Source organism: Halorussus rarus (assembly GCF_003369835.1).
Classification (GTDB): Archaea; Halobacteriota; Halobacteria; order Halobacteriales; family Haladaptataceae; genus Halorussus; species Halorussus rarus.
This window is the reverse complement of sequence record NZ_QPMJ01000003.1, coordinates 131,189-155,318: the sequence shown is the minus strand read 5'-3', so window position 1 is coordinate 155,318 and position 24,130 is coordinate 131,189. Positions and strand designations below refer to the sequence as shown.

Genomic DNA, 24,130 nt, shown 5'->3' with positions numbered 1-24,130 from the left:
GGGACCTGTTGAATCGAAGTCCAAACTGTCGGTATATTAACTTTCTGTTACCATATCGCCGGATGCGGCGCTCGAAACGGTACCGAGTGGCAATCGGTTTCCGACCTCCGGCACCCGTCCCGAAAGAAGTTAAACCCCGGCCGCATAGCCCCGAGTAATGCTGCTGGTCCTGTGCGTGGACCTCGACGACGACCTCGGTCGCAAGACGGACTTCGACACGCCGGTCATCGGTCGCGACGACGTCGAGGCCGCCGCGGTGGCGTTAGCCACGGCCGACCCCGAGGACAGCGACGTCAACGTCATGTTCGAGGGGGTCCACCTCGCCGACCGCATCGACGACGAGACGGTCGAGGTCGCGGTCGTGACCGGCACCGAGGGCGGCGACATCGCGGCCAACCGGGCGGTCGGCGACGAGGTCGACGAGGTGCTGGCCAGCCTCTCGACCAGCGAGGAGATACAGGCGGTCATCGTGACCGACGGCGCCCAGGACGAGAGCGTCATCCCGGTCATCCGGTCGCGGGTCCCCATCGACGGCGTCCGCCGGGTGGTCGTCCGCCAGGCCCAGGACCTCGAGTCGATGTACTACACCATCAAGCAGGTGCTCGACGACCCCGAGACACGCGGGACCATCCTCGTCCCGCTGGGCATCCTGCTGCTCATCTACCCGCTCTCGATCGTCTCGGACCTGCTCGGGTTGCCCGGCGCGGCGGTGTTCGGCGTCACCTCCGGGCTGCTCGGCCTCTACGTCCTCGGTCGGGGTCTCGGCGTCGAGCGCCTGCTCGACCGGGCGGCCGAGAAGGCCCGCAACAGCCTCTACGCCGGCCGGGTCACGCTCATCACCTACGTCGTCGCCGCGGCGCTGCTGGTCATCGGCGGGGTCCGCGGCGTCGAGATGCTCGAGACGGTCAAGGGCGAGACCGGCGGCGCGGTGGGGCCGCTCCACGTCCTCGCGGCGCTGGTATATGGCGCGGTGACGTGGTTCACCGCCGCGGGCATCACCACCAGCCTCGGTCAGATCACCGACGAGTACCTGGCCGACCGCTTTCAGTGGCGCTACCTCAACGCGCCGTTCTACGTCCTCTCTATCGCCCTGGTGCTCCACGCAATCAGCGCGTACTTCCTGAGCCGGGTTCCGCTCGACCTGCCCCGGCTGACCTACCTCGCGGTCATGCTCACCATCGGAACGCTGCTGGGGCTCACCAGTACGCTCGCGTTCGCCATCGCTGAGTCGCGGCGGTCCCGGCGGGCCGAGCAGGTCGGGTAGCGATGGGACGGGCTAGCCAGTCGTGGTCGGCCTACACGTCGACGCAGACCAGAACGTGAGTTGCTCGATGCGTGGTGCGAACTTATCGTCTCTCTATTCTGATAGACCACCATTAGATACATACGATGACATATCGTAGCCGAGATGAATGTCTTCCTCCGGCCTCATTCGACGACGTGCAGTGCTGGCAGGGGGAGCGACGCTTCTAACGAGTCTTGCCGGGTGTTCAGATTGGGGAAACCAAGCCCAATCAACCGAACCGAGTGTGCCACCGTTAGTCGGGGCCGAGGTTACCAATCGGACTCGACAAACGCTGGATTACTACCTACTCGTCCAAGGTAATGGCGGGGAAGCTACCTATCGGAAGGAAGGCGAACTTTCAGCGGCGACTCCTGATGAGGGAACAATTGCTAATTCGTGGGTTGTGCAGTTTGTCCCACCGTGTCATTCAGACTTTCTCGTGAATGTTAGCATAGATGCCGGAGAAACGTGGCATCAGATTGGGCCGACTGATTACAGACAAACGTACGAAGATTTTCCAACTAATCAGGGTTGCTCACCAGAGGTGGTGATACTCGAGAAGAACGAAGTAGAATTCGAAAGTCGCCTCTCAATATACGATGATGGACAGTGTGAGAACAACCCTGAAACAACGGATACTGTGCAGGGTTTGAAAGAACGGAACTGAAGGCGATTACGAGAGATACACGCTCTGTACTCACCATCGATTCCGGAGCGCTCGGAGCAAAGGAACAGTCTCACCACCGACCCGTGACGCACCGTAGTCCGCCGCTCGGTGGAAAACGCCTGCTAGTGCTCGCGGGTGACGACGAACTCCGCGAGGTCCCGGAGGTAGTCGGTCGCCGCGAGGTCGGGCGTGGCCGCCCGGTCGAGCGCGGCCAGCGCCTCGTCGGACTGCCGGTGGGCGAGGGCGGCCGCCTCGTCGGCGTCGAGGTCGGTCACCCGGACGATGGAGGGCCGGCCCATCTCGGCGTCGTGGCCGGTCGGCTTGCCCAGGTCGTCGGCGTCGGCGGTCGCGTCGAGCACGTCGTCGCGGATCTGGAACGCGACGCCGACCTTCTCGGCGTACTCGCCGAACGCCTCGACGGTCGCGGGGTCGGCGTCGGCCGCGATGGCGCCGAGTTCGGCGGCGGCCCGGAACAGCGCCCCGGTCTTCCGGCGGGCCAGCTCCATGTACTCCTCGCGGCCGGCCGGCCGGGCGACGAGTTCGGTCGCCTCGCCCTCGCCGAGTTCGACCATCGCGTCGGCGACCGCCTCCATCGCCCGGGGGTCGGGCGAGAACAGCTCGAAGGCCTCGCCGATGAGGCCGTCGCTGGCGACGATGGCGGGCGCGTAGCCGAACTCGGCCCACGCGCTCGCGTTCCCCCGACGGGTGTCCGACCGGTCGATGACGTCGTCGACGACCAGCGAGGCGTCGTGGACCAGTTCGATCCCAACCGCGAAGTCGACCGCGTCCTCGGCCTCGCCCCCGGCCGCTTCGCAGGAGAGCACGGTGACGGTCGGCCGGACGCGCTTGCCCCCCGACAGCGCGACGTGGCGGACCTCCTCGGCGAGTTCCGTCGGTTCGACCCGGTCGAGGACGACCTCCAGCCGGTCCTCGACCAGCGCCCGCCGGGACTCGGGGTAATCCATTGGCCGGGAATCAGGACCGGTAGGACAAGTACGTGACGAAGTTACCGAGTCAAGAGACCCCGCCGACCTCCGTCGGACTCCTGGGTTAAATCCCAAATTAAGCTAACGTGACAGCTTTTTGGGGCGGTTGCGTCTGTCGACTCGCATGTCCCCGACGAAACCGACGAACGACGTACTGCCTCCCTCCGAGACCGGACGACCGGAGCGAACGGGGGTGAGCGGATGACCTCCGGAAGGCGTGCGTTGGCCGCCGCACTGGTCGCCCTCCTCGCAGTCGCGTCGGGCACCGCGGCGTCGACACCCGCAGCGTCGGCGACCGCGGCTCCCGACGGGAACGGAACCGCCATCGTCACCGACGGCGAGGAGCTGGTCCTCGAAGCCGGCGCGAACCAGACGATCCGCGGCGAGACGGACCTGTCGCCCGGTACCACCCTCAGTGTCAACGTCGAAGGAGACACGTTCTTACTGACGGACACGACCGCGGTCACCGACGAGCAAACGTTCAACGTCACGCTGGACCTGAGCGACTTCGGCGAACAGGACGTGGCCGTCAGGGTGTACCGGAGCGAGACGGTCCTGGCGGAAGCCGACGGGAGGATCGTCTGCAAAACCGACTGCGAGTCGACGGCAACGGACTCCGACGAGGAGAGCGGGACCGCCGCGGACGGCCCCGCCGTCCAGGCCATCACGGAGGTGACGCAGAACCGGACCGCCTCGGTAAAGGTGCTGTTCGGCGGCGCCGATGCCGTCACCGTCTCGGTCGGCGGCCCCGAGGTCAACTACGTCGTCAACGGAACCGTCCGCGACCGGGACGGTGACGGGCGCGCGACCGTCCTGTTCCACACGAACCGGGCGGGGACCGACGAGCCCACGCTGGCGGTCGTCGACGACAACGAGACCCGCGTCGTCGAGGCCAGCTCCGAGACGTCGTTAAACGCGCCGCTGGCTCCAGGTTCGTACGACGTGCGGCTGTACGACGGCCCGAACGCGACCGGCGAGGTCGCGGCCGAGGGACGCGTCGTCGTCTTCGAGGAGACCGCCAACTCGGCCGAGGAGAGCGGCGCGTCGGCGAACGACACCGCGACGACGATCGGAACCGTCTCGGGCGGCGGCGCGAACGGTTCGAGCGCCGGCGAGTCCGGCGACCGGTTCCTGAGCGGCGTCGGGATGATCGCGGCCGGCGGCGTGCTCGCGGTGCTGGGAGTCGGCGTCGTCCTCGGGCTCTTCCGGAACTGAACTCGCGAGCCCGATCCGCGCTCTTTTCGGCCGGCTACCGCTTCATCGCGAGCGCCGCGACCGCGACGACGACCAGACAGCCGCAGAAGAAGACGACCCCGGGCTCCGCGAGGTCGAAGACGACCCACGCGAGGGTCTCGCGGGCCGTCGTCGGGTCGGCGGCCGGACTCGCCGGTCCGACAACGGTGCCCCGGCCGACCGCGGGGCTGGCGAGCCGCTCGACGCCCCACTGGACCAGCAGGCTGGCGCCCGCCAGGATGCCGAGCCCGCCGACGACGTCCGCCAGCGAGTGTCGGACCTGCGGCCGGACGTCGCTGTCGCCGACCAGCACGAGGGGGTCGGTGGCGGGCGCGTACACCGTCATCTCGTTGCCCTTCTCGGAGTAGCGGGTGTCGACCGGCGCGATGAGGCCCGCCTCCTCGAGCGTCGAGAGGTGGTAGTGGAGGTTCTGGACCGAGGTGTCGACGCGCTCGGCGAGTTCCGAGGGCGTGGCCGGCGACTCGAACAGAGTCCGGTACACCGCCCGGCGCGTCTCGGGACCGAGCGCGTCGAGGACGTCGTCGGTCTCCTCGCCCTCGACGTCGAGGACTCGCAGCTGCTCGTCGCCGCTCGCGGTCCGGTCCTGGAGTCGTTCGATGAGTCCCGACATGGTGCAGTTCGCGTTGTCCCTCTCTCCGAAAAGCGACCACTAAATCCTGTTCATAGCTTAAATCCGGGTTTAACCGGTCGCGTTGCCCGCGCCGACCGCCGGACCGGGGCGGAGCAGCCCGTGGCCCGCGACCGGGTCGACGCCGGGCCGCCCGACGTCGGCCGCGGTCGCCTCCAGCCGGCGCTCTACGTCCTCGGGGGAGAGACCGGGGCGCTCGTCGAGGAGGAGCGCGGCGACGCCGCCGGCGTAGCTCGCGGCCGCCGAGGAACCGACGAACCGCTCGGCGTCGACCGCGCCGGGGTGGCTCGGCGCGACGAGGTCCACCCCGGTCCGGTCGTCCGGCGTCGGTCCTCGGGAGCTGAACGGTTCGACCCGGTCGGCGCCGTCGTCGTACGCGCCGACCGCGAGCGCCGCCGGAGCGCTCGCGGGCGCGACGAGGCTCCCCGCGGGCCGGACGTGCTGGAAGTCGTGGGTCGGCGAGGAGAGTTCGAGCCGGGCGCCGGTCGCGTTCGCGGGACCGCGGACCCGGAGGTAGTAGGTTCCCGACCGGACCCGGGCGACGATGCGCTCGTTGGGTACTCCGTCACCGGGGTACGGCGACGACCGGGCGACCAGCCGGCTCCGGCTCCCGTCGGTCCAGTAGAGTTCGGCGGTGTAGTCCCGCTCGCGGTGGGCGCGGTCCCACGACAGCCAGACCGTCACGTCCCGGCCGTCGCCACGGACGTAGTTGCGGGTGCTCCCGCCGAACGCGACGGTGCCGTTCTCGACGCCCCGATACTGGCCGGACCAGTGGCTCCGCGCGAGGTTGCCGGTCGGCGAGACGAAGACGACGCCCGCGTCGGTCGCGCGCCGGGCGACGTCGGCCACGGGCGAGGTGCCGTCGCCGGGCATCCCGTAGAACGACACCGGCGCGACCACGACGTCGACGTCCTCGGCGACCAGCCACTCGACCGCCTTCCGGAAGCCGTCGGGCGAGTCGATGGTCGCCAGGTAGAGGTCGGCGTCCGGCGCGACGCGGGCGACGGTCTCGGCCGCCGCGGTCCCGTGGGCGTTCCGGCCGCCGTTGCCGACCGTCTCGTCGGGGCCGAACGCCCGGGCGTCGACGATCCGCCCGTCGAGCGCGGCCGCACCGGTGTCGAATCCCGTCACGTCGACGACGCCGACGGTCACGTTCTCGCCGGTCGCGCCCGCACGGTGGAGCGCCGCGACCTCCGGACCGACGGCGGAGGCGCCTGTCGCGTTCGCGCTCGCCGACCGGCCTGCGGTGTCGGTCGAGAGCGAGGCGGCGAGGAGGGCGAGACTGCCGGCGAGCAGGAGGACGCCGAGAACTACGACCGCCAGCGCGCGCCGGGTTTCGGGGGACTCCATCGGGCCGGGAGTCGGGACCGACGCGACAAATACGTGACGAGTTACGGCGACTGCCGCCAGTCGTACTCCATGACGAGGGTGTCCTCGTCGACACGGTCCGCAAGCTTCTCGACGAGTTCGTCCTGTTCGAGGTCGCCGAACCGCTGGAGCTCGTAGGGCTTGACCGTGACCGGGCTCGACTCGCCGTTGGCGACCCGCTCCTGGAGCTTGACGATACCGTAGACCAGCGCTTCGGGGCGGGGCGGGCAGCCCGGAACGTGGATGTCGACCGGGATGATCTGTTCGGCGCCCTTGATGACGTTGTACCCCTCCTGGAAGGGTCCGCCAGAGATCGAGCACGAGCCCATGTTCACGACGAACTTGGGCTCGGGCATCTGGTCGTACACCCGCTTGAGCCGCGGGCCGAACTTCGAGACGATGGTCCCGGGCACGATCATCACGTCGGCCTGCCGCGGCGACGCCCGGGGGACGCCCGACCCGAAGCGGTCGAGGTCGTGTTTCACGCCGAAGGTGTGCATCATCTCCATCGCGCAGCACGCGATGCCGAACTGCAACAGGAACATCGACGAACTCCGGACCCAGTTCATGAACTTGTCGAGTTTGGTGAGGATGAACGGCGAGGTGCCGAACGCCTCCCGTAGCTTCGAGTTGAAGCGGTCGTCCAGTTGATCGCTGCGACGGGCCTCGCGGGTCTTCACCTGCGCGTCGCGGACCCGCGAGCGCGACTGGTTGTCGCTCATGGCGTTTAGACGTAGTCGCCGGCGTCCAGAGGCGCTTCTGCCGCAGCAGCTAGGGGCATTCATAAGTCTTACATCCGACACGAGCGAACTCGAGCAGACGTCGTGAAGTACCTCCGCCTGACGCTGTCTCATCCCGAGGAGACGGTCCATCCGATGCATCGGTTCGCGGGCGAGAGCGACGCGGTGGAGACCTATCGACTGCTCCACTGGAACGCGACCGGGGCCGGTATCAAGACGCTGCTGTTCTACGTCGAGGGCGACCGCGCGGCCTACAAGTCGGAGCTCGACGCCTCGCTGTCGGCCGGCGAGTACACGGTCACGCCCGTCGACGACTCCTCGTTCTACGTCCACGTCGTCGACGAGTCGACCGACGCCGGGACGGGAGTCGCAGACGCGCTGGCGCGCGACGGCGTCGTGGTCGCCTCGCCGCTCGACTACCTGCGGGACGGCCGGGTCCGGTTCACGATCGTCGGCGAGTCTGCGGCGTTGCGGGAGACCGTCGAGGCGATACCGGACGAGACGACGGTCGAACTCGAACGCGCGGGCGAGTACGACGGCGGCATCGGAGCCGCCACGTCGCTGCTCTCGGGCCGCCAGCGCGATGCACTTGCCGCCGCCGTCGACGTCGGCTACTACGAGGTCCCCCGCGAGGGGTCACTCGACGCGGTCGCCGACCGCCTGGGCTGTTCGGCGGGCACGGCGTCCGAACACCTCCGGAAGGCCGAGTCGAAGCTGGTCCGCGACGCCGTCGGAGACGGGACGTGACCCGCAGACGCACACAGTGAAAATGAGGAAGCGGAGCCGTCGGCGAATGCTACACGGACCCCCGCGGAGTTCCAGCTATCGACACAGTCCTCGCCCTGATGGAAACAATAACAGCGACCGAGGCGCAGCCGATGGCCGCGCCGAGAGCGTTTTTACTCGAACTCCTCGATGAGTTCGGGCACCACGTCGAACAGGTCGCCGACGATGCCGTAGTCGGCGATGTCGAAGATGGGCGCGTTCGGGTCGGTGTTGACCGCGACGATGGTGTCGCTGCCCTTCATGCCGGCGACGTGCTGGACCGCGCCCGAGATGCCGATGGCCAGGTACACCGTCGGCGTGACGACCTTGCCCGACTGGCCGACCTGCCGGTTCTTGGGGAGCCAGCCGTTGTCGACGATGGGCCGCGAGGAGGCCAGCGTCGCGTCGGTCGCCTCGACCAGGTCCTCGATGAGCGGGAGGTTGTCCTCCTCCTCGATGCCCCGGCCGATGGAGACGATGAAGTCGGCCTCGCTGATGTCGACGTCGCCGCCGCCGACCTCCTCGAAGCCGGTGACGGTCGACCCGGTGTCGGTGTCGACGTCGGCATCGAACTCGGAGATCTCGGCGTCGCCGACGCCCTCGGCGGCGGGCCACTCCGCGCCCCGGATGGTGACCGCCTGCCGGTCGCCGCCGACGTCGACGGTGGTCTCGACCTTCGATCCGTACATCTCGCGGGTCACGCTCAGGCCGTCGTCGTACTCGAAGTCGACCGCGTCGGTCGCCAGCGGGAGGTCGAGGCGGTTGGCCACCGCGGGCGCGTAGTCGAGGCCGTTGACGCTGTTGGGCATCAGCAGGACCTGGGGGTCGACCTCGGCGTGGAGCGCCTCGACGGCCTGGGCGTAGACGTCGTGGTTGAACTCCTCGCCCTCCGAGACGGTGTGGATGGCGTCGACGCCCTCGCGGTTGAGGGTGTCGGCGAACGACTCGGTGTCGCCGCCGACGACCGCGAGGTGGAGGTCGCCGCCGGTCTGGTCGGCGAGCTGACGGCCGGCGGTGATGACCTCGAAGCTCACGTCGCGGAGCTCGCCGCGGCGGTGCTCGGTGACAGCGAGAACGTCCGTCATTCTGCCACCCCCTTCTCGCGGAGGACTTCAGCGAGTCGCCCGGCGGTCTCGCCCGCGTCGCCCTCGAAGATCTCGGCGTCGCTCTCGCTCTCGGGTTCGTACATCGACGTCATCGTCAGGTCGCTCTCGACGGCGTCGGCGTCGAGGCCGATGTCGTCGAGCGTCTTGGGCGCGATCTCCTTGCTCTGGGCCTGGCGGATGCCCCGGAGGCTGGCGTACCGGGGCTCGTTGATGCCGGTCTGGATGGTGAGGACCGCGGGCAGGTCGATGTCGGTGAGCTCCTCGACGCCGCCCTCGAGCTCGCGGTGGACGTGCGCGACGTTCTCGTCGGCGTCGTAGTCGAGCGCGTTGACGACCGCGCCCCACTGGAAGCCGAGCTCGTCGGCCAGCGAGACGCCGGTCGCGCCGAGCGCGTCGTCGCCCGACTGGACGCCGGTGAGCACGAGGTCCGGGTCCTCCTCCTCGACGACGGCCTCGAGCAGGTTGGTCTTGGTCTCGACGTCGAGCATGTCGACGTCCTCGAGGGCGTCGTCCCAGACGCGGACCGCGCGGTCGGCCCCCTTGGCCAGCGCCATCCGGATGGTCTCCTCGGACCGCTCCGGGCCGATGGTCACGGTCACGACCTCCTCGGCCGGGCCGTCCTCCTTCAGCTGGACGGCCTCCTCGACGGCGTAGTCGTCCCACTCGTTCAGGTCGTACTCGAGGTACCGCTCGTCTACCTCGGTCCCCGCTATCTCGAAGTCGTCCGCGACTTCGGCGACCTCCTTCACAGTCACCAGGACCTTCATGCGCGATGAATCGCCGCCTTCGGGGTAAACGTTTACGAAACCCGCGACCCGATGTCCTGCGTTGTTCGGTCGGTCGCGCTCGGTCGGCTCGTTCCGGGGAGTTACCGGCTCACTCCACGTCTGCGACGTCCTCGTCCGGGAGCGTGATGAGGTTCTCCCGGCCGATGCGGAGCTTGTCGACGTCGTCGTTGTCGTCCATCTTCGACAGCAGCTGTGACACCTTCGCGTTCGACCAGTTGGTCTCCTTGACGATCTGGCCCTGCTTCATCCGGCCGTCGTTGTCCCGGAGCAGCCGCAGGACGCGCTCCTCGTCGCTGAGTAGTTCCGTGTCGGGAGCGTCGTCGTCGGCCGTCGAGGCTGCGCCGTCGTCGGCGTCAGCCGCGGGCGGGGCGGTCGGCGACGGGTCTGGAGCGTCGTCGGGCTCCGCGACCGGTTCCGGGTCGGCGTCGCGGCGCTGCGATAGGGCGTACGCGCCGAACCCGCCGCTGAAGAGCAGAACCACGAAGACGAGCCCCCACGTGCTCGAGAAGTCGACGAGCCCGTTCGAGGTTCCGGGGTCCTCCGTGTTCTTCGGGGCGTAGGTCACCGAGAAGTCGCCGCGGTCGAACGTCTGGGGCCCCTCGTACCGCAGGACGGTCCCCTTGTTGTGGATGGTCCCGCCCGAGGGCCGTCCCCCGGAGATGTAGTAGTTGTCGGGGACCGCGATCACGAGGGTCTGATCCTCGTCGAGCGTCGGCAGCCAGGTTCCGGACGCCGTCCAGAACGCGTCGCCGAGCACGATCTGATTCTCGCGGACCTGCGAGAAGTTCGTCCACGTGAACGACAGCGTGAGGACGCCGACGGTGCCGTTGTCCCGGACGGACGTCGACCGAGCGACGTTCCGGAGTTCCATTCGCCGGTCGGCGTCGGCGTTCACGCGCTCGACGACGCGGGTGAACGTCGCCTTCGAGAGGCCGAGGTCGGCGTTACCGTTCCCGTACGTGACGGCGAGCTGGCGGAACGCCTCGACTTCGTCGTCGCCGCGCAGGACGTACCGCTGCGTGACGTTCCAGCGGGCGTTTCCGTTCTCGCGGAGGGAGAGGTGCATCTCGGTGGTGTCGCTGACCGTCGCGTTCGCCGCGGTCTGGTCGACCGCGGCGAACGCCGGCGCGGGCGCCGAGACGGCGTGGGCGGGGACGGCTCTGTCGTCGACCGAGTGGCCCGCCCCGATGCCGGCGACGGGGCTGACGGCGAGGAGGACGACGAGGAGGGCGGCGAGTGACCGCATACAATCGCGTGAATGCGCCGACAAGAAAATACTTTCCATCCGTAGATAAAACATCAGACGGCTCCGTAAAACGTCTCGACCGTTCTCGACGGTTCGTCGTCGGGTCGACCATCCGGGAATATTTTAACGGTGGCTGTCCGAGATGGGGACGTAATGCGATTCATCCCCGTTATGCTGGCCTTACTGCTCGCCCTCTCCCCCGGAGCAGTCGCGGTGCAGGCGTCGGCCCCGACCGGGTCGGCCGCCCAGCCGTCCGCCGTCGCCCCCACCGCCGACGCCGCTCAGTCGGCCGACGACAGGAACACGACCAACGTCATGACGCTCGGGACCGCCCCGGCTCGCACCGCGTTCGACGCGCCGTCGCTCGCGCTCGGGAGCTCGCTCGCGATGGACCGCGGCGAGTTCCGGGCGGAACTCGGCGTGAAGGCGCTGGACCGCCAGCTCCGGGCGGCCAACTCGACCGAGGAGAAGAAGCAGATCCTGAACCGATACCGGTACCGCATCGAGAACCGGATCATCTCGCTGAAGGCCGCCGAGCAGCAGGCCACCCAGGCCTTCTCGAACGGGACCATCTCGAAGAGCGAGTACCTCCGGACGCTCGGCGCCATCGACTCGGAGGTGACCGACGTCAAGCGGCTCATCACCGCGATGCAGGCGCGCGCGAGTGCCGTCCCGCGGTTCGGCATGCAGACCGAGGCGAACACGTTGAAGGGCAAACTGGTCACCGTCGAGGGGCCGATTCGGGACCGGATCTCGGCGACGATGCGCGGCGAGCAATCGCCGGCGCGAGTGTACGTGGCGACCGCGGAGAACGGCGTGGTCCTCTCGACCATCGTGAACGGCGAGTACGTCCGCGAAATCGTCCGCACCGACCGCCGCAACCCCGCGTCCTCCAAGGACTCCTCGATGACGGCCGCGCGGCAGAGCGTAATCGCCCAGTACCCGTGGACGTACAACCACAGCAGTTTCACGGGCGCCGACTCCCGGTACGGGACGACGAACATCTATCAGATAACGTTCCAGCACGACCAAGGCGAACTCGTGGTGTACTACGACGGCGGGACGGAGTCGGTCTTCCGAGAGATACAGTACAAGCGGCTGACCGGCCAGACGCCGCTCCCGACCGGGCCCGCGGTGAGCAACACCTCGGAGAACGTCACGCTCACGGTCAACCGGACCTTCGCCGGCGGGCCCCTCCGCGTGAGGCTCACGAACGCCACCGGGGCGCCGATTCAAGGAGAGATTACCGTGGCCGGCGACGCGGTCGGTCGGACCGGTTCCGACGGCGTCCTCTGGACGCTCGGCCCCGCCGAGCAGTTCCGGGTGAGCGCGACCCACGACTTCACGACGGTCAACGTGACGGCGGCGCCCGTCGAAGCGCCGTAGCGCACTCGTCGCGATTGCGAAAGGCGGCGACAGTCGACGTATTCCGTCGGTAACTCGGTCCTAATCGCGACGTTCTCTTCGGAATCTCGGTACGACTCGCGAGACGGCCGAAGGTTGAAGGCCGAAGCCGGGTCGAATCCGCAGCGTGCCGGACCGCGCCACCTCTCCCGTCGTCGGAATCGTCCTCCTGCTGGCCGTCAGCGCCGCGCTCGCGGGGGTCGTCGGGAGCGTCGCGCTCGGAACGACGACGCCGTCGGCCGCGCCGCGAGCCGCCGTCGACCTCCGGGTCGACGCCGGCGCCGACCGCCTGACGTTCGTCCACCGCGGCGGGGACGCCCTGGACGTGGAGGACGTGACGATTCGGGTCCGCGTCGGCGGGACGCCGCTCGACGCCCAGCCGCCGGTGCCGTTCTTCTCGGCGTCCGGATTCGAACCGGGACCGACCGGCCCGTTCAACAGCGCGACCGACGGGCGCTGGGAGGCCGGCGAGGCCGCGAGTCTGCGACTGGCGGGGACCAACGACCCGACGATCGAACCGGGGTCGGCCGTGAAGGTGACGCTGTCGGTGGACGGGATGGTCGTCGCAGAAGTAGAGAAGACCGCGTGAACGCCGGCAAATGCGCGAGTGGCGGCGAGTTACTCCTCGTCCGGAGCGCGCGCGACGGTCGTGATGGCGATGTCCGGTTCGTACGCGGGCCCCATCTCGTGGTGCTCGATGTCGACGTACCCCGCCTCGCGGAACATCCGGTCGGCCTCCTCGCGGTCGTAGAACAGCATGATGGCGTCGGCGACCTTCTGCATGACCGACGACTTCGGGTTGTTGGGGCCGACGACGAGCACCCGCCCGCCGGGTTCGACTACGCGGCGCATGTCCCGGAGGGTGGCGACCGGGTTCGGCCAGTACTCGATGGAGCCCGACGACCACACGACGTCGAAGGTGTCGTCCGCGAACGGGAGGCGCTCGGCGTCGCCCCGGTAGAAGCTCACGGGGTCGTGCTTGCCGAGTTTGGCCCACGCCTTCTCGAGCTGGTGGACGCTCTGGTCGAGGCCGTGGACGTTTCGGGTGTGCTCGAGGATGCCTTCGGTCGCGAAGCCGGTGCCACAGCCCACGTCGAGCACGCGGTCGCCCTCCCGGATGTCGAGCAGCCCCAGCGCCTCGTCGCGCATCTGCTCGTTCCAGATGAACGGGTTGACGGTGTCGTACACCTTCGAGAGGTACTTGTAGAAGAGCCGCGCGCGATTCTTGTCTTCGAGGATACCCATCGGCCGAAAGTTCGGACCGCCGACCAAATAATCCTGCTGTTCCGTCCGCGCGCCTCCACCGGCGACTGGCGAGGTTCGCGGAAACGGTAAGTGGTAGATGTGAACACACGCCATAGAGTCCCGAGACGAGAAAGTTCGCAAGTAGTATATACGCGGTTCTGCAACTTTCGCGTGATTAGTATGCCGAGGCCAGAGGTTCTCGAACGAATCAAGGAGGCCGAGCAAGAGGCCGACGACATCGTCGCCGAGGCCGAGGAGGAGCGCGAGCAGCGCATCTCCGACGCTCGGGAGGAGGCGGAGGAGATCCGCCGGAACGCCGAGGAGGAGGCGTCCGACCTCCACGAGGAGCGTCTCGCCGAGGCCCGCGAGGAAATCGAGGCCGAGCGCGAGGAGATACTCGCCGAGGGCGAGGACGAGCGCGAGGCGCTCGAGTCGCGGGCGCGCGAAAACGAGGAGGAAGTAACCGACTACGTGGTGGACCTGTTCGAGGAGGCGGTGCATGCTCAGACCTGAGCGAATGAGCAAGGTGTCCGTGACGGGCTCGCGCGCCGTCATGGACGACGTCATCGAGGCAGTCCACGAACTGAACCTGGTCCACCTCTCGAACTACGACGGGTCCTGGCAGGGCTTCGAGCCCGGCGACCCCGTCGAGGGTGCCGAGGAGGCGTCCGAGAAGCTCGTCACCGTCCGGTCGCTCGAGAGCATCCTCGACCTCGACGAGGAGGACGCCGGCCCCAGCCGCATCGTCACCGACGAGGCCCTCGAGGAGGAGCTCGCGTCGGTCCGCGATGAGGTCAACGAGCTCGACGACCGGCAGAGCGAGCTCGAGGACGACCTCCGCGACGTCGAGGAGCGACTCGACGCCGTAGAACCGTTCGCCGACCTCGGCATCGACCTCGACCTGCTGTCGGGCTACGAGACCCTGCAGGTCGCGGTCGGCGAGGGCGACGCCGAGGAGATCGAGGGCGCACTGGAGTCGGCCGGCGAGATCCGGGCGTTCGAGACGTTCGCCGCCGACGGTACGGTCGCCGTCTTCGCCTACCCCGCGGCCGACGCCGACGAGGACGCGCTCGACGAGGTGCTGGTCGGCGTCGACTTCGCGTCGCTGGAAATCCCCGACGCCGAGGGGAGCCCCGAGAACTACGTCGACGAGCTCCGCCACGAGCGCCAGAAGCTCGAGTCGAAGCTCGACAGCGTCGAGAACGAGCTCCAGAACGTCAAGCTCGACGCCGGCGGCTTCCTGCTGGCGGCCGAGGAGAAGCTGAGCATCGACGTCCAGAAGGCCGAGGCGCCGCTCAGCTTCGCCACCACCGAGAACGCGTTCGTGGCGGAGGGCTGGATCCCGAGCGACCGCTACACCGAGCTGGCGACCGCGCTCGGCGACGCCGTGGGCGACCGCGTCGAGGTCGACGAGCTCGAGCGGGCCTCCTACGACGCCGGGCCGGCGCACGGCCACGAGGAGCCCGCGTCCCAGGACGAGCACGCGGGCGACGAGGTCGCCGCGGACGGCGGCACCACGATGGACGACGACCAGCCGCCCGTCATCCAGGACAACCCCGGCGCGTTCAAGCCGTTCGAGCTGCTGGTCGAGACCATCAACCGGCCGAGGTACTTCGAGTTCGACCCGACGGTCGTGCTGTTCCTGACGTTCCCGGCGTTCTTCGGGTTCATGATCGGGGACCTCGGGTACGGGCTGCTGTACATGGGCATCGGCTACTGGCTGTACAGCAGCTTCGACAGCAAGGCGTTCAAGAGCCTCGGCGGCATCGCGCTGTGGGCCGGCGGCTTCACCACGCTGTTCGGCATCCTGTACGGCGAGGTCTTCGGCCTGCACCTGATCGCGTCGTACTTCTGGGAGGGTGCGCTCGGCTTCGGCGGACCGCCCATCAAGAAGGGGCTCCAGCCGGTCAACACCAACTTCGCGCTGTCGTGGATGACCGTCTCGGTGCTCGCCGGGCTGCTCCACATGACGGTGGGCTACATCTTCGGCTTCGTCGAGGAAGTTGGCCACGACCCGGTCGACGCCGTGCTCGAGAGCGGCTCGTGGGTCCTGCTGTTCGCCGGCATCTGGACGTGGATCTTCAGCACCCAGGCCAGCGGGACGAAGCCGAACTTCCTGTACACCGTCTTCGACGGCGCGCCGTTCGCGTTCGGCTTCTCGGGCTTCTCGCCCGCGGTCGGGACCATCGGCCTCGCCGTCGGCGGCGTCGGGTTCCTGCTGTACCTGGCCGGTGAGGTCAAGCACTTCGGCGGTCCCGGCGTGGTCATCGGCGCGCTCGAGAGCCTCAGCGTCCTCTCGGACGCGCTGTCGTACACCCGGATCGCCGCCGTGCTGCTCGCCAAGGCGGGGATGGCCTTCGCGGTCAACCTCCTGTTCTTCGGCGTGTACGTCACCGGGGAAGGGACCCACGCCGCGTGGCACTTCGGGCTCACCCACATGCCCCACGTCGGCGACTCGTACCACGGCCACGAGGTCACGAGCATCATGTTCCCCGGGCTGGTCCACTCCGGCATCGGCGGCCTGATCGGCGGCCTCCTGGTGCTCGTGCTCGGCCACCTGCTGGTGCTGGCGCTCGGTATCACCAGCGCCGGGCTGCAGGCGGTGCGTCTCGAGTACGTGGAGTTCTTCGGGAAGTTCTACGAGGGCGGCGGCGAGGAGTACCGGCCGTTCGGCTACGACCGGACGTTCACCACGCGGGACTGACCCGCCCTCTCGGCGCGGTTCGAGCGCATTTTTGGCCTCGTTACCCGTGTCACCGGCTGACACAATTCCGGGATTACGGCACTCGTGCCGCCTGTCTGCCGAACTTTTTTGAGAAGCTTTATGACCACAGTAGCGGGAAATACGACTGTCCGGTTACGAGAGCCACAGTAAAACCATGATCGAAGCACTCGCACCTGCATTCGCCGACGCCGCATTGCTCGCACAGGAAGGCGCTGCCGCCGCCCCGGCCATCCCGAACAAGGCCGCCGCCGCCATCGCGGTCGGTCTCGCGGCCCTCGGTGCCGGCTACGCGGAGCGCGGCATCGGGAGCGCCGCAGTCGGTGCCATCGCGGAGGACGAGAGCCTCTTCGGTACGGGCCTCATCCTGACGGTCCTGCCCGAGACACTCGTCATCCTGGCGCTGGTGGCAGTGTTCCTGGTCCCGCAATAGACCCCCTTTCCCCTCTTCATCAATGAGTCTGGACACGGTAGTTGAGGATATTCGAAACGAGGCCCGCGAGCGCGCGAAGGAGATTCGTTCCGAGGGCGACGAGCGCGCGGAGGAGATCCTCTCCGAGGCCGAAGCCGACGCCGAGGAGATACTCGCGGAGCAAGAGCGGGAGACCGAACAGGCCATCGCCCAGGAGCGCGAGCAGAAGCTCTCCAGCGCCAAGCTGGAGGCCAAGCAGAAGCGGCTCGAGGCCCGCCGGAACGTGCTGCAGGACGTCCGCGCGGACGTCGAGGAGCGCATCGCGGGCCTCGAGGGCGACCGGCGCGAGGAGCTGACGCGGGCGCTGCTCGACGCGGCCAGCGAGGAGTTCGACGACGGCGACACCGTGCGCGTCTACGGTCGCGACGACGACGACGAGCTGCTGACCGACGTCGTGGGCGACTACGACAACTACGAGTACGCCGGGGAGTACGACTGCCTCGGCGGCGTCGTGGTCGAGAGCCGGGAGTCGCGGCTCCGCGTGAACAACACGTTCGACTCGGTGCTGGAGGAGGTCTGGGAGGACAACCTCCAGGACATCAGCAAGCGGCTCTTCGAGCAATGACCGCACGAGAGACGGAGGGCGCCTCGAACTACGAGTACGTCACCGCCCGGGTGCAGGCCCGGCGAGCGGCGCTGTTCGACGACGAGGACTACCGGAAGCTCGTCCGGATGGGTCCGGGCGAGATCGCCCGGTACATGGAGGAGACCGAGTACGAGACCGAGATCAACGCGCTCGGCTCCCGGTACGACGGCGTGGACCTCATCGAGCACGCGCTCAACCGCAACCTCGCCAAGCACTTCAACGACCTGCTCCGGTGGGCCGACGGCCGGCTGTACGAGTTCATCGCCCGGTACCTCCGGAAGTTCGACGCGTGGAACGTCAAGACGGTCGTCCGGGGGCTCTACTCCGATGCGGCGCCCGAGGACATCCGGGAGGACCTCATCTACGCCGGCGAGCTCGACCGCGACTTCCTCGACCGGCTCTCCGAGGTCGGCACCATCGAGGACGCCGTCGAACTGCTCGACCGCACCCGGTACGGCGAGGTGCTCGAGGCGGCCTACGACGACTACGAGGCGACCGGCGTGCTGATCCCGCTGGAGAACGCGGTCGACCGCACGTACTACGAGGGGCTCATGTCCGGCGTCACCGAGACGGACGACCGGGCCACCCAGCTGTACGTCGAGTTCCTCCAGGCCGAGATCGACTTCCGGAACGCCCGGAACGCGCTGCGCATCGCGCGGTCGGGCGCGGACCTCGACCCCGCCGACTACTTCATCGAGGGCGGGACGCTGTTCCGCGCGTCGGAGCTGAGCCAGCTGTCGACCAGCGTCGACGAGCTGACGGCGTTCATCCGCGAGAGCACCTACGGCGACGACCTGTCGGCGGCGCTCGACGAGCTCGAGCGCGCCGACAGCCTCATCGGGTTCGAGCACGCACTAGACGCTGCACTGCTGGAGTACTCCGACCACCTCTCGCACGTCTTCCCGCTGTCGGTCTGTCCGGTGCTGGCGTACGTGCTGGCAAAGGAGCGCGAAGTCGACAACATCCGCGCCATCGCTCGCGGCCGCGAGGCCGGCCTGAGCGAGGACGAGATAGAGAGCGAACTGGTGATGCTATGAGCCAGGAGATCGCAGTCGTCGGCAGTCCCGAGTTCACCACCGGGTTCCGGCTCGCCGGCGTCCGGAAGTTCGAGAACGTCCCGGACGACGAGAAGGAGACGGAGCTCGACGACGCGGTGTCCCGCGTCCTCGACGACGACGACGTCGGCATCGTCGTGATGCACGACGAGGACCTCGACCACCTCTCCCGGCAGGTCCGCCAGGACGTCGAGACGAGCGTCGAGCCGACGATGGTCTCCATCGGCGGCGGCGCGGGGAGCGGCGGACTGCGCGACAAGATCAAGCGTGCGATCGGTATCGACCTTATGGACGAAGACGAACAAGGTGACAACGAATGAGCCAAGCAACTGACTCCGACGCGGTTCGAGAGGACGGCGTCATCGAGAGCGTGAGTGGACCGGTCGTGACCGCCACTGACCTCGGCGCCCGGATGAACGACGTGGTGTACGTCGGCGAGGAAGGGCTGATGGGCGAGGTCATCGAGATCGAAGGCAACCTGACGACGATACAGGTCTACGAGGAGACCTCGAACGTCGCGCCGGGCGAACCGGTCGAGAACACCGGCGAGCCCCTGTCCGTGGACCTGGGCCCGGGCATGCTGGACTCCATCTACGACGGCGTCCAGCGCCCGCTGACGGTCCTCGAGGAGAAGATGGGCGCGTTCCTCGACCGCGGGGTCGACGCGCCCGGCATCGACCTCGAGAAGACCTGGGAGTTCACCCCCGAGGTCGAGCCCGGAGACGACGTCGAACCCGGCGACATCCTCGGCATCGTGCCCGAGACCGAGAGCATCGACCACAAGGTGATGGTCCCGCCCGACTCCGAGGGCGGCGAGGTCGTCGAGGTCAAGAGCGGCAACCACACCGTCGAGGACACCGTGGTCGAACTCGCGAACGGCGAGGAGATCTCGATGCGCCAGGAGTGGCCGGTCCGCGAGGCCCGGCCCTCCGCCGACAAGAAGACGCCCCGGACGCCGCTCGTGACCGGCCAGCGCGTGCAGGACGGCCTGTTCCCCCTGGCGAAGGGCGGCACCGCGGCGATTCCGGGCCCGTTCGGCTCGGGCAAGACCGTGACCCAGCAGCAGCTGGCCAAGTGGGCCGACGCCGACATCGTCGTCTACATCGGCTGCGGCGAGCGCGGCAACGAGATGACCGAGGTCATCGAGGACTTCCCGAACCTGGAGGACCCGGTCACCGGGAAGCCGCTGATGTCCCGGACCTGCCTCATCGCCAACACGTCGAACATGCCCGTCGCGGCCCGCGAATCCTGCGTGTACACGGGTATCACCATCGCGGAGTTCTACCGCGACATGGGGTACGACGTCGCGCTGATGGCCGACTCCACCTCGCGGTGGGCCGAGGCCATGCGCGAGATCTCCTCGCGGCTCGAGGAGATGCCCGGCGAGGAGGGCTACCCCGCGTACCTGGCCGCGCGCCTCTCGGAGTTCTACGAGCGCGCCGGCTACTTCGAGAACATCAACGACACCGAGGGGTCGGTCACCGTGGTCGGCGCGGTCAGCCCGCCCGGCGGCGACTTCTCGGAGCCGGTCACCCAGAACACGCTGCGCATCGTCAAGACGTTCTGGGCGCTCGACGCCGACCTGGCCGAGCGCCGCCACTTCCCGGCCATCAACTGGAACGAGTCGTACTCGCTGTACAAGGACCAGCTCGACCCGTGGTTCGAGGAGAACGTCGCCGAGGACTGGCCCGAGCAGCGCCAGTGGGCGGTCGACGTGCTCGACGAGGAGGACGAACTCCAGGAGATCGTCCAGCTCGTCGGCAAGGACGCGCTGCCGGAGGACCAGCAGCTGACGCTGGAAGTCGCCCGCTTCATCCGCGAGGCGTTCCTCCAGCAGAACGCGCTCCACGACGTGGACACCAACTGTCCGCCCGAGAAGTCCTACCTCATCCTCGGGGCGATCCGGACGTTCAACGACGAGGCGTTCGAGGCGCTCGACGCCGGCGTCCCGGTCGAGGAGATCACCGCCATCGACGCCGCGCCGCGCCTGAACCGCATCGCGACGACGCCCGACGACGAGGCCGACGAGTTCGTCGCCGACCTCGAAGACGACATGAAATCGCAGCTTCGAGAGCTCTACTAGAACCATGAAAGAGTACCAAACCATCACGGAGATCAGCGGTCCGCTGGTGTTCGCCGAGGTCGACGAGCCCATCGGCTACGACGAGATCGTCGAGATCGAGACGCCGAACGGCGACACCAAGCGCGGACAGGTCCTCGAGTCGAGCGACGGGCTCGTCTCGATTCAGGTGTTCGAGGGGACCGAAGGTATCGACACCAAGAGCTCGGTCCGGTTCCTGGGCGAGACGATGAAGATGCCCGTCACCGAGGACCTGCTCGGACGCGTCCTCGACGGTTCCGGCAACCCCATCGACGGCGGCCCGGAGATCGTCCCGGACGACCGACGCGACATCGTCGGCGCGGCCATCAACCCGACCGCCCGCGAGTACCCCGAGGAGTTCATCCAGACCGGCGTCTCGGCCATCGACGGCATGAACACGCTGGTCCGGGGGCAGAAGCTCCCCATCTTCTCCGGGTCCGGGCTGCCACACAGCGAGCTCGCGCTCCAGATCGCGCGACAGGCGACCGTGCCCGAGGAGGAGGAAGCGAGCGAGGACGGCGAGGGCTCGGAGTTCGCGGTGGTCTTCGGCGCGATGGGCATCACGGCCGAGGAGGCCAACGAGTTCATGGAAGACTTCGAGCGGACGGGCGCGCTCGAGCGCTCGGTCGTCTTCATGAACCTCGCGGACGACCCCGCGGTCGAGCGGACGGTCACGCCGCGGCTCGCGCTCACCACCGCCGAGTACCTCGCGTTCGACAAGGGCTACCACGTGCTGGTCATCCTTACGGACATGACCAACTACTGCGAGGCCCTGCGCGAGATCGGCGCCGCGCGTGAAGAGGTGCCGGGCCGCCGGGGGTACCCCGGGTACATGTACACCGACCTCGCTCAGCTCTACGAGCGTGCGGGCCGCATCGAGGGCCGCGAGGGGTCGGTCACCCAGATCCCCATCCTCACGATGCCCGGCGACGACGACACCCACCCGATTCCGGACCTGACCGGGTACATCACCGAGGGACAGATCTACATCGACCGCGACCTCAACTCCCAGGGCGTCACCCCGCCGATCAACGTCCTGCCGAGCCTCTCGCGCCTGATGGACGACGGTATCGGCGAGGGGCTGACCCGCGAGGACCACGGCGACGTCTCCGACCAGATGTACGCCGCGTACGCGGAGGGCGAGGACCTGCGCGACCTCGTGAACATCGTCGGCCGCGAGGCCCTCTCGGAGCGCGACAACCAGTACCTCGACTTCGCCGACCGGTTCGAGGAGGAGTTCGTCGACCAGGGGTTCAACACCAACCGCGACATCGACGACACCCTCGACATCGGCTGGGACCTGCTCGGGATGTTCCCCAAGGAGGAGCTCAACCGCATCGACGAGGAACTCATCGAGAAGTACTACCCCGAAGACGCCGAGGAAGAGACGGCCGAGGAAGTCGCGGCGGACTGACCGCCGTCTCGGACGCCGATTTTCGGTCGCAGGTGCGGTCTCGGTCGCCGCCGACGAACGACTGCGAGAATCGCCTTTCTCCCGGACGACTCCGACCGACAAGCGGCGGCGCCAGCCGTCGATTCGTTCGGGCTGCAACCGGATCGCATAAATCCGGGATTACCGGCCAGGCCGGGGGTATCCGGCGCCTGCGCGGGACACGCAGACTGTAAAAGGTTAACCCGCTCGAGCCACAAGCATCTGCCAAGATGGCCAACGACGTCAAGCCCACCCGGAAGAACTTGATGCAGATCGAGGACCGCATCGAGCTGTCCGAGCGGGGCCACGACACGCTGGAGCAGAAGCGCGACGGCCTCATCATGGAGTTCATGGACATCCTCGACCAGGCCCAGGACGTGCGGGCGGGGCTGGAGGACAACTACGAGGTCGCCCAGCAGAAGATAAACATGGCCCGGGCGATGGAGGGCGACGTGGCGGTCCGCGGGGCGGCGGCCGCCCTCGAGGAGCACCCCGAGATCACCACCGAATCGAAGAACATCATGGGCGTCGTCGTGCCCCAGATCGAGTCCAGCAAGGTCAAGAAGGGCCTCGACGAGCGCGGGTACGGCGTGCTCGGCACCAGCGCCCGCATCGACGAGGCCGCCGAGGCCTACGAGGAACTGCTCGAGAGCATCATCCTCGCCGCGGAGGTCGAGACCGCGATGAAGAAGATGCTGACCGAAATCGAGACCACCAAGCGCCGCGTGAACGCGCTGGAGTTCAAGCTGCTGCCCGAGCTCAAGGAGAACCAGGAGTACATCGAGCAGAAGCTCGAGGAGCAGGAGCGCGAGGAGATCTTCCGCCTCAAGAAGATCAAGGCCAAGAAGGAGGAGGAGGAGAAAGAGGAGCGCGAGGCCGCCCAGGCCGAGGCCGCCGAGGAAGCCGAGACCGTCGCCGCGGACGACTAACAACCTTTTGCTGCGCTCGGTCGGCCGAGAGCAAGTTGCTCTCGGCCTCCCTCACTGGCAAAACGTTGATGAAAAGCCTGCGCTCCTCCCTCCGTTTCACTCCGGTCGTCGCTTGGCCTGCTCGCTCACGTTCGTTCGCTGGCAGTAGAACTACGGAGACCGCACCGCCACCGCGTCCACCTACGCTTTTCACCGCCGCCGACCAACCCCGGATATGTCCTGTCCCGAGTGCGGCGGCGACCAAGTGACCTTCCGAGTGCCAGCGGACCTGCGCGAGCACCTGCCCGAGGAGAGCGAGTTCGCGGCGGTCTGCACCCGGTGTCTGTCGCTCGAACCCTCAGAGAATGGCTCCGACGAATCCGACTTCGCGGCCATCAGCGACGCGTTCCCGGACGGGGAGACCGGCGCGGCGATGGCGCTCGCGGTCGGACTGCTCGACTCGCTGGCGCTCTACCGGAGCGAACTCGAGGCCCTGCTGGAGCGCGTCGAGCGCGGCGGGACCGACCCACTGCTGGTGCTCGACCGCCTCGACGCGGAGCCGGAGGTCGAACCGGGCTTCGACCTCGACCGGCGCCGGACGCAGGCCGAGCAGCTCCTCTACGGGTGAGCCCCGGTCCGCCAGCCAACGACGTTAAACCGCTCGCGACCGTCCCTCCCGTGCATGGCCCATCCCGTGTTCAACCGCGAGACGCTGCTGGACATCTCGGTGAACATCATCCCGCTGTTCATCCTCGCGTTCTTCATTCTCATGTTCCTGCTCGCCTCGCCGTGGCCGTCGTCGTCGCTGTTCATCTCGGTGATCGTCCTCGGACTCCACGTCATCCCGCTGGTCCTGCTGGCGATACTCACCTACGTCGCCGCCACGTACATCTGAACGCCGGCCGGCCGGAGTCGCCGGGACGACGGGGACGGTCGCGGGCCACGGCACCCACCGGGAACCGGTCGCACGGCGGAGCAGTCGGTCAGTTTCACTTTCACTCCGGGTGGCTCACCTTGATATAACTCCCGCGATAAGTCCGGAGTATGATAGCCGAGTTCGCTCGCGGAGAACGCACCGCCGACGCCGACGACCGGACCATCCTCGACGTCTCCGACGTCGAGACCGGCCGCGTGACCGAGTACGTCGGCGAGTGGTTCGCCGACGTGAACGACGTCTACCTCGAGCGCAAGGGCGGCAAGACGTACCTGGTCGCCGGCGAGTAGCGGGGGTCTGCAACCGGTTTCACGGCGAGCGAACGCGGTGAGCGAGCGGGCCGAGGAACCCTCGACCGAGCGCCGGAGGCGCGAATGAGGGGGTGACGACGGCTTTTAATCAACGTTTTACGAGGGAGCGCCGCTCGGGGCGTGACCG

25 protein-coding genes are annotated in these 24,130 nt (G+C 67.9%); 17 read left to right on the top strand and 8 right to left on the bottom strand.

From position 1 onward, the window contains the following. The first annotated feature begins 157 nt into the window (after positions 1-157). Positions 158-1,264, top strand: a complete 1,107-nt coding sequence (locus DVR07_RS16905) for a DUF373 family protein (protein WP_115798494.1) — start codon at positions 158-160, stop codon at positions 1,262-1,264. 810 nt (positions 1,265-2,074) lie between these two features. Here DVR07_RS16905 and DVR07_RS16900 read toward each other — a convergent pair. Beyond that, positions 2,075-2,917, bottom strand: coding sequence for a polyprenyl synthetase family protein (locus tag DVR07_RS16900; RefSeq protein WP_115798493.1), 843 nt, complete (start codon positions 2,915-2,917; stop codon positions 2,075-2,077). A 222-nt stretch (positions 2,918-3,139) separates the two neighbouring features. Here DVR07_RS16900 and DVR07_RS16895 point away from each other — a divergent pair, with 222 nt between their 5' ends. Then, the gene (locus tag DVR07_RS16895; RefSeq protein ID WP_162829613.1) at positions 3,140-4,153 is read left to right on the top strand and encodes a BGTF surface domain-containing protein; all 1,014 of its coding nucleotides are present in this window, start codon (positions 3,140-3,142) and stop codon (positions 4,151-4,153) included. A gap of 34 nt (positions 4,154-4,187) precedes the next feature. On the opposite strand, the gene DVR07_RS16890 is transcribed toward DVR07_RS16895, so the two are convergent. The 3 genes from DVR07_RS16890 to DVR07_RS16880 all read right to left on the bottom strand — a co-directional run bounded on the left by DVR07_RS16890 (position 4,188) and on the right by DVR07_RS16880 (position 6,910). Next, on the bottom strand, positions 4,188-4,802 hold the full coding sequence (locus DVR07_RS16890) for an ArsR/SmtB family transcription factor (protein WP_115798491.1): 615 nt from the start codon (positions 4,800-4,802) through the stop codon (positions 4,188-4,190). 69 nt (positions 4,803-4,871) lie between these two features. Then, positions 4,872-6,170: a S8 family serine peptidase gene (locus DVR07_RS16885; protein WP_115798490.1), complete on the bottom strand. Its 1,299-nt coding sequence runs from the start codon at positions 6,168-6,170 to the stop codon at positions 4,872-4,874. 41 nt (positions 6,171-6,211) lie between these two features. Then, positions 6,212-6,910: an NADH-quinone oxidoreductase subunit B gene (locus DVR07_RS16880; RefSeq protein ID WP_115798489.1), complete on the bottom strand. Its 699-nt coding sequence runs from the start codon at positions 6,908-6,910 to the stop codon at positions 6,212-6,214. A gap of 102 nt (positions 6,911-7,012) precedes the next feature. Here DVR07_RS16880 and DVR07_RS16875 point away from each other — a divergent pair, with 102 nt between their 5' ends. After that, entirely contained in the window at positions 7,013-7,675 is a 663-nt protein-coding gene (locus DVR07_RS16875; protein WP_115798488.1) for a helix-turn-helix domain-containing protein, read from the top strand. A gap of 152 nt (positions 7,676-7,827) precedes the next feature. Here the strand turns inward: DVR07_RS16875 and DVR07_RS16870 are convergent, their stop codons facing one another. The 3 genes from DVR07_RS16870 to DVR07_RS16860 form a co-directional block, all read right to left on the bottom strand. Continuing rightward, a complete protein-coding gene (locus DVR07_RS16870; protein ID WP_115798487.1) occupies positions 7,828-8,778 on the bottom strand; it encodes an electron transfer flavoprotein subunit alpha/FixB family protein in 951 nt (316 codons plus the stop codon). After that, positions 8,775-9,566: an electron transfer flavoprotein subunit beta/FixA family protein gene (locus tag DVR07_RS16865; RefSeq protein WP_115798486.1), complete on the bottom strand. Its 792-nt coding sequence runs from the start codon at positions 9,564-9,566 to the stop codon at positions 8,775-8,777. The genes DVR07_RS16870 and DVR07_RS16865 overlap by 4 nt, the downstream gene beginning before the upstream one ends. A 109-nt stretch (positions 9,567-9,675) precedes the next feature. After that, positions 9,676-10,833 (bottom strand): helix-turn-helix transcriptional regulator, encoded by a 1,158-nt coding sequence (locus DVR07_RS16860; protein ID WP_115798485.1) that lies wholly within the window; start codon positions 10,831-10,833, stop codon positions 9,676-9,678. A gap of 153 nt (positions 10,834-10,986) precedes the next feature. On the opposite strand from DVR07_RS16860, the gene DVR07_RS16855 reads away from it, so the two are divergent. Together DVR07_RS16855 and DVR07_RS16850 are read left to right on the top strand one after the other, a co-directional pair. Further along, on the top strand, positions 10,987-12,219 hold the full coding sequence (locus DVR07_RS16855; RefSeq protein WP_115798484.1) for a DUF7094 domain-containing protein: 1,233 nt from the start codon (positions 10,987-10,989) through the stop codon (positions 12,217-12,219). A 145-nt stretch (positions 12,220-12,364) separates the two neighbouring features. After that, on the top strand, positions 12,365-12,826 hold the full coding sequence (locus DVR07_RS16850) for a type IV pilin (protein WP_115798483.1): 462 nt from the start codon (positions 12,365-12,367) through the stop codon (positions 12,824-12,826). Between the two features lie 29 nt (positions 12,827-12,855). On the opposite strand, the gene DVR07_RS16845 is transcribed toward DVR07_RS16850, so the two are convergent. Then, complete coding sequence (locus DVR07_RS16845; protein WP_115798482.1) at positions 12,856-13,482, bottom strand: methyltransferase domain-containing protein; 627 nt, start codon at positions 13,480-13,482, stop codon at positions 12,856-12,858. 180 nt (positions 13,483-13,662) lie between these two features. Here DVR07_RS16845 and ahaH point away from each other — a divergent pair, with 180 nt between their 5' ends. The 12 genes from ahaH (at position 13,663) to DVR07_RS16785 (ending at position 23,982) form a co-directional block, all read left to right on the top strand. Further along, a complete protein-coding gene (gene ahaH / locus DVR07_RS16840; RefSeq protein WP_115798481.1) occupies positions 13,663-13,995 on the top strand; it encodes an ATP synthase archaeal subunit H in 333 nt (110 codons plus the stop codon). Then, the gene (locus DVR07_RS16835; protein ID WP_115798480.1) at positions 13,982-16,186 is read left to right on the top strand and encodes a V-type ATP synthase subunit I; all 2,205 of its coding nucleotides are present in this window, start codon (positions 13,982-13,984) and stop codon (positions 16,184-16,186) included. The genes ahaH and DVR07_RS16835 overlap by 14 nt, the downstream gene beginning before the upstream one ends. A gap of 175 nt (positions 16,187-16,361) precedes the next feature. Next, positions 16,362-16,637, top strand: a complete 276-nt coding sequence (locus DVR07_RS16830; protein WP_115798479.1) for a F0F1 ATP synthase subunit C — start codon at positions 16,362-16,364, stop codon at positions 16,635-16,637. A gap of 22 nt (positions 16,638-16,659) precedes the next feature. Further along, the gene (locus tag DVR07_RS16825) at positions 16,660-17,241 is read left to right on the top strand and encodes a V-type ATP synthase subunit E (RefSeq protein ID WP_115798478.1); all 582 of its coding nucleotides are present in this window, start codon (positions 16,660-16,662) and stop codon (positions 17,239-17,241) included. Beyond that, the gene (locus DVR07_RS16820; RefSeq protein ID WP_115798477.1) at positions 17,238-18,299 is read left to right on the top strand and encodes a V-type ATP synthase subunit C; all 1,062 of its coding nucleotides are present in this window, start codon (positions 17,238-17,240) and stop codon (positions 18,297-18,299) included. The genes DVR07_RS16825 and DVR07_RS16820 overlap by 4 nt, the downstream gene beginning before the upstream one ends. Continuing rightward, positions 18,296-18,637 (top strand): V-type ATP synthase subunit F, encoded by a 342-nt coding sequence (locus tag DVR07_RS16815; protein WP_115798476.1) that lies wholly within the window; start codon positions 18,296-18,298, stop codon positions 18,635-18,637. Before DVR07_RS16820 ends, DVR07_RS16815 begins: the two co-directional genes overlap by 4 nt. After that, positions 18,634-20,400, top strand: a complete 1,767-nt coding sequence (locus DVR07_RS16810; RefSeq protein WP_115798475.1) for an ATP synthase subunit A — start codon at positions 18,634-18,636, stop codon at positions 20,398-20,400. Before DVR07_RS16815 ends, DVR07_RS16810 begins: the two co-directional genes overlap by 4 nt. Before the next feature lie 4 nt (positions 20,401-20,404). Then, positions 20,405-21,832 carry an ATP synthase subunit B gene (locus DVR07_RS16805; protein ID WP_115798474.1) on the top strand — a complete coding sequence of 476 codons (1,428 nt, stop codon included), beginning with the start codon at positions 20,405-20,407 and terminating at the stop codon, positions 21,830-21,832. Between the two features lie 248 nt (positions 21,833-22,080). After that, complete coding sequence (locus tag DVR07_RS16800; protein WP_115798473.1) at positions 22,081-22,779, top strand: V-type ATP synthase subunit D; 699 nt, start codon at positions 22,081-22,083, stop codon at positions 22,777-22,779. Between the two features lie 214 nt (positions 22,780-22,993). Further along, positions 22,994-23,386, top strand: coding sequence for a DUF6276 family protein (locus DVR07_RS16795; RefSeq protein WP_115798472.1), 393 nt, complete (start codon positions 22,994-22,996; stop codon positions 23,384-23,386). Positions 23,387-23,440: 54 nt separating this feature from the next. Further along, positions 23,441-23,653: a DUF6684 family protein gene (locus DVR07_RS16790; protein ID WP_115798471.1), complete on the top strand. Its 213-nt coding sequence runs from the start codon at positions 23,441-23,443 to the stop codon at positions 23,651-23,653. Between the two features lie 149 nt (positions 23,654-23,802). Further along, on the top strand, positions 23,803-23,982 hold the full coding sequence (locus tag DVR07_RS16785; RefSeq protein ID WP_115798470.1) for a hypothetical protein: 180 nt from the start codon (positions 23,803-23,805) through the stop codon (positions 23,980-23,982). Positions 23,983-24,130 lie beyond the last annotated feature (148 nt).

Bases quoted from the DNA above. Each gene is read 5' to 3' on its own strand.
- DVR07_RS16895 (WP_162829613.1), top strand. From the start codon at position 3,140: ATGACCTCCGGAAGGCGTGCGTTGGCCGCCGCACTGGTCGCCCTCCTC.
- DVR07_RS16835 (WP_115798480.1), top strand. From the start codon at position 13,982: ATGCTCAGACCTGAGCGAATGAGCAAGGTGTCCGTGACGGGCTCGCGC.
- DVR07_RS16870 (WP_115798487.1), bottom strand. From the start codon at position 8,778: ATGACGGACGTTCTCGCTGTCACCGAGCACCGCCGCGGCGAGCTCCGC.
- DVR07_RS16805 (WP_115798474.1), top strand. From the start codon at position 20,405: ATGAAAGAGTACCAAACCATCACGGAGATCAGCGGTCCGCTGGTGTTC.
- DVR07_RS16880 (WP_115798489.1), bottom strand. From the start codon at position 6,910: ATGAGCGACAACCAGTCGCGCTCGCGGGTCCGCGACGCGCAGGTGAAG.
- DVR07_RS16795 (WP_115798472.1), top strand. From the start codon at position 22,994: ATGTCCTGTCCCGAGTGCGGCGGCGACCAAGTGACCTTCCGAGTGCCA.
- DVR07_RS16890 (WP_115798491.1), bottom strand. From the start codon at position 4,802: ATGTCGGGACTCATCGAACGACTCCAGGACCGGACCGCGAGCGGCGAC.
- DVR07_RS16830 (WP_115798479.1), top strand. From the start codon at position 16,362: ATGATCGAAGCACTCGCACCTGCATTCGCCGACGCCGCATTGCTCGCA.
- DVR07_RS16865 (WP_115798486.1), bottom strand. From the start codon at position 9,566: ATGAAGGTCCTGGTGACTGTGAAGGAGGTCGCCGAAGTCGCGGACGAC.
- DVR07_RS16790 (WP_115798471.1), top strand. From the start codon at position 23,441: ATGGCCCATCCCGTGTTCAACCGCGAGACGCTGCTGGACATCTCGGTG.
- DVR07_RS16855 (WP_115798484.1), top strand. From the start codon at position 10,987: ATGCGATTCATCCCCGTTATGCTGGCCTTACTGCTCGCCCTCTCCCCC.
- ahaH (WP_115798481.1), top strand. From the start codon at position 13,663: ATGCCGAGGCCAGAGGTTCTCGAACGAATCAAGGAGGCCGAGCAAGAG.
- DVR07_RS16820 (WP_115798477.1), top strand. From the start codon at position 17,238: ATGACCGCACGAGAGACGGAGGGCGCCTCGAACTACGAGTACGTCACC.
- DVR07_RS16885 (WP_115798490.1), bottom strand. From the start codon at position 6,170: ATGGAGTCCCCCGAAACCCGGCGCGCGCTGGCGGTCGTAGTTCTCGGC.
- DVR07_RS16810 (WP_115798475.1), top strand. From the start codon at position 18,634: ATGAGCCAAGCAACTGACTCCGACGCGGTTCGAGAGGACGGCGTCATC.
- DVR07_RS16845 (WP_115798482.1), bottom strand. From the start codon at position 13,482: ATGGGTATCCTCGAAGACAAGAATCGCGCGCGGCTCTTCTACAAGTAC.
- DVR07_RS16800 (WP_115798473.1), top strand. From the start codon at position 22,081: ATGGCCAACGACGTCAAGCCCACCCGGAAGAACTTGATGCAGATCGAG.
- DVR07_RS16900 (WP_115798493.1), bottom strand. From the start codon at position 2,917: ATGGATTACCCCGAGTCCCGGCGGGCGCTGGTCGAGGACCGGCTGGAG.
- DVR07_RS16785 (WP_115798470.1), top strand. From the start codon at position 23,803: ATGATAGCCGAGTTCGCTCGCGGAGAACGCACCGCCGACGCCGACGAC.
- DVR07_RS16860 (WP_115798485.1), bottom strand. From the start codon at position 10,833: ATGCGGTCACTCGCCGCCCTCCTCGTCGTCCTCCTCGCCGTCAGCCCC.
- DVR07_RS16905 (WP_115798494.1), top strand. From the start codon at position 158: ATGCTGCTGGTCCTGTGCGTGGACCTCGACGACGACCTCGGTCGCAAG.
- DVR07_RS16825 (WP_115798478.1), top strand. From the start codon at position 16,660: ATGAGTCTGGACACGGTAGTTGAGGATATTCGAAACGAGGCCCGCGAG.
- DVR07_RS16815 (WP_115798476.1), top strand. From the start codon at position 18,296: ATGAGCCAGGAGATCGCAGTCGTCGGCAGTCCCGAGTTCACCACCGGG.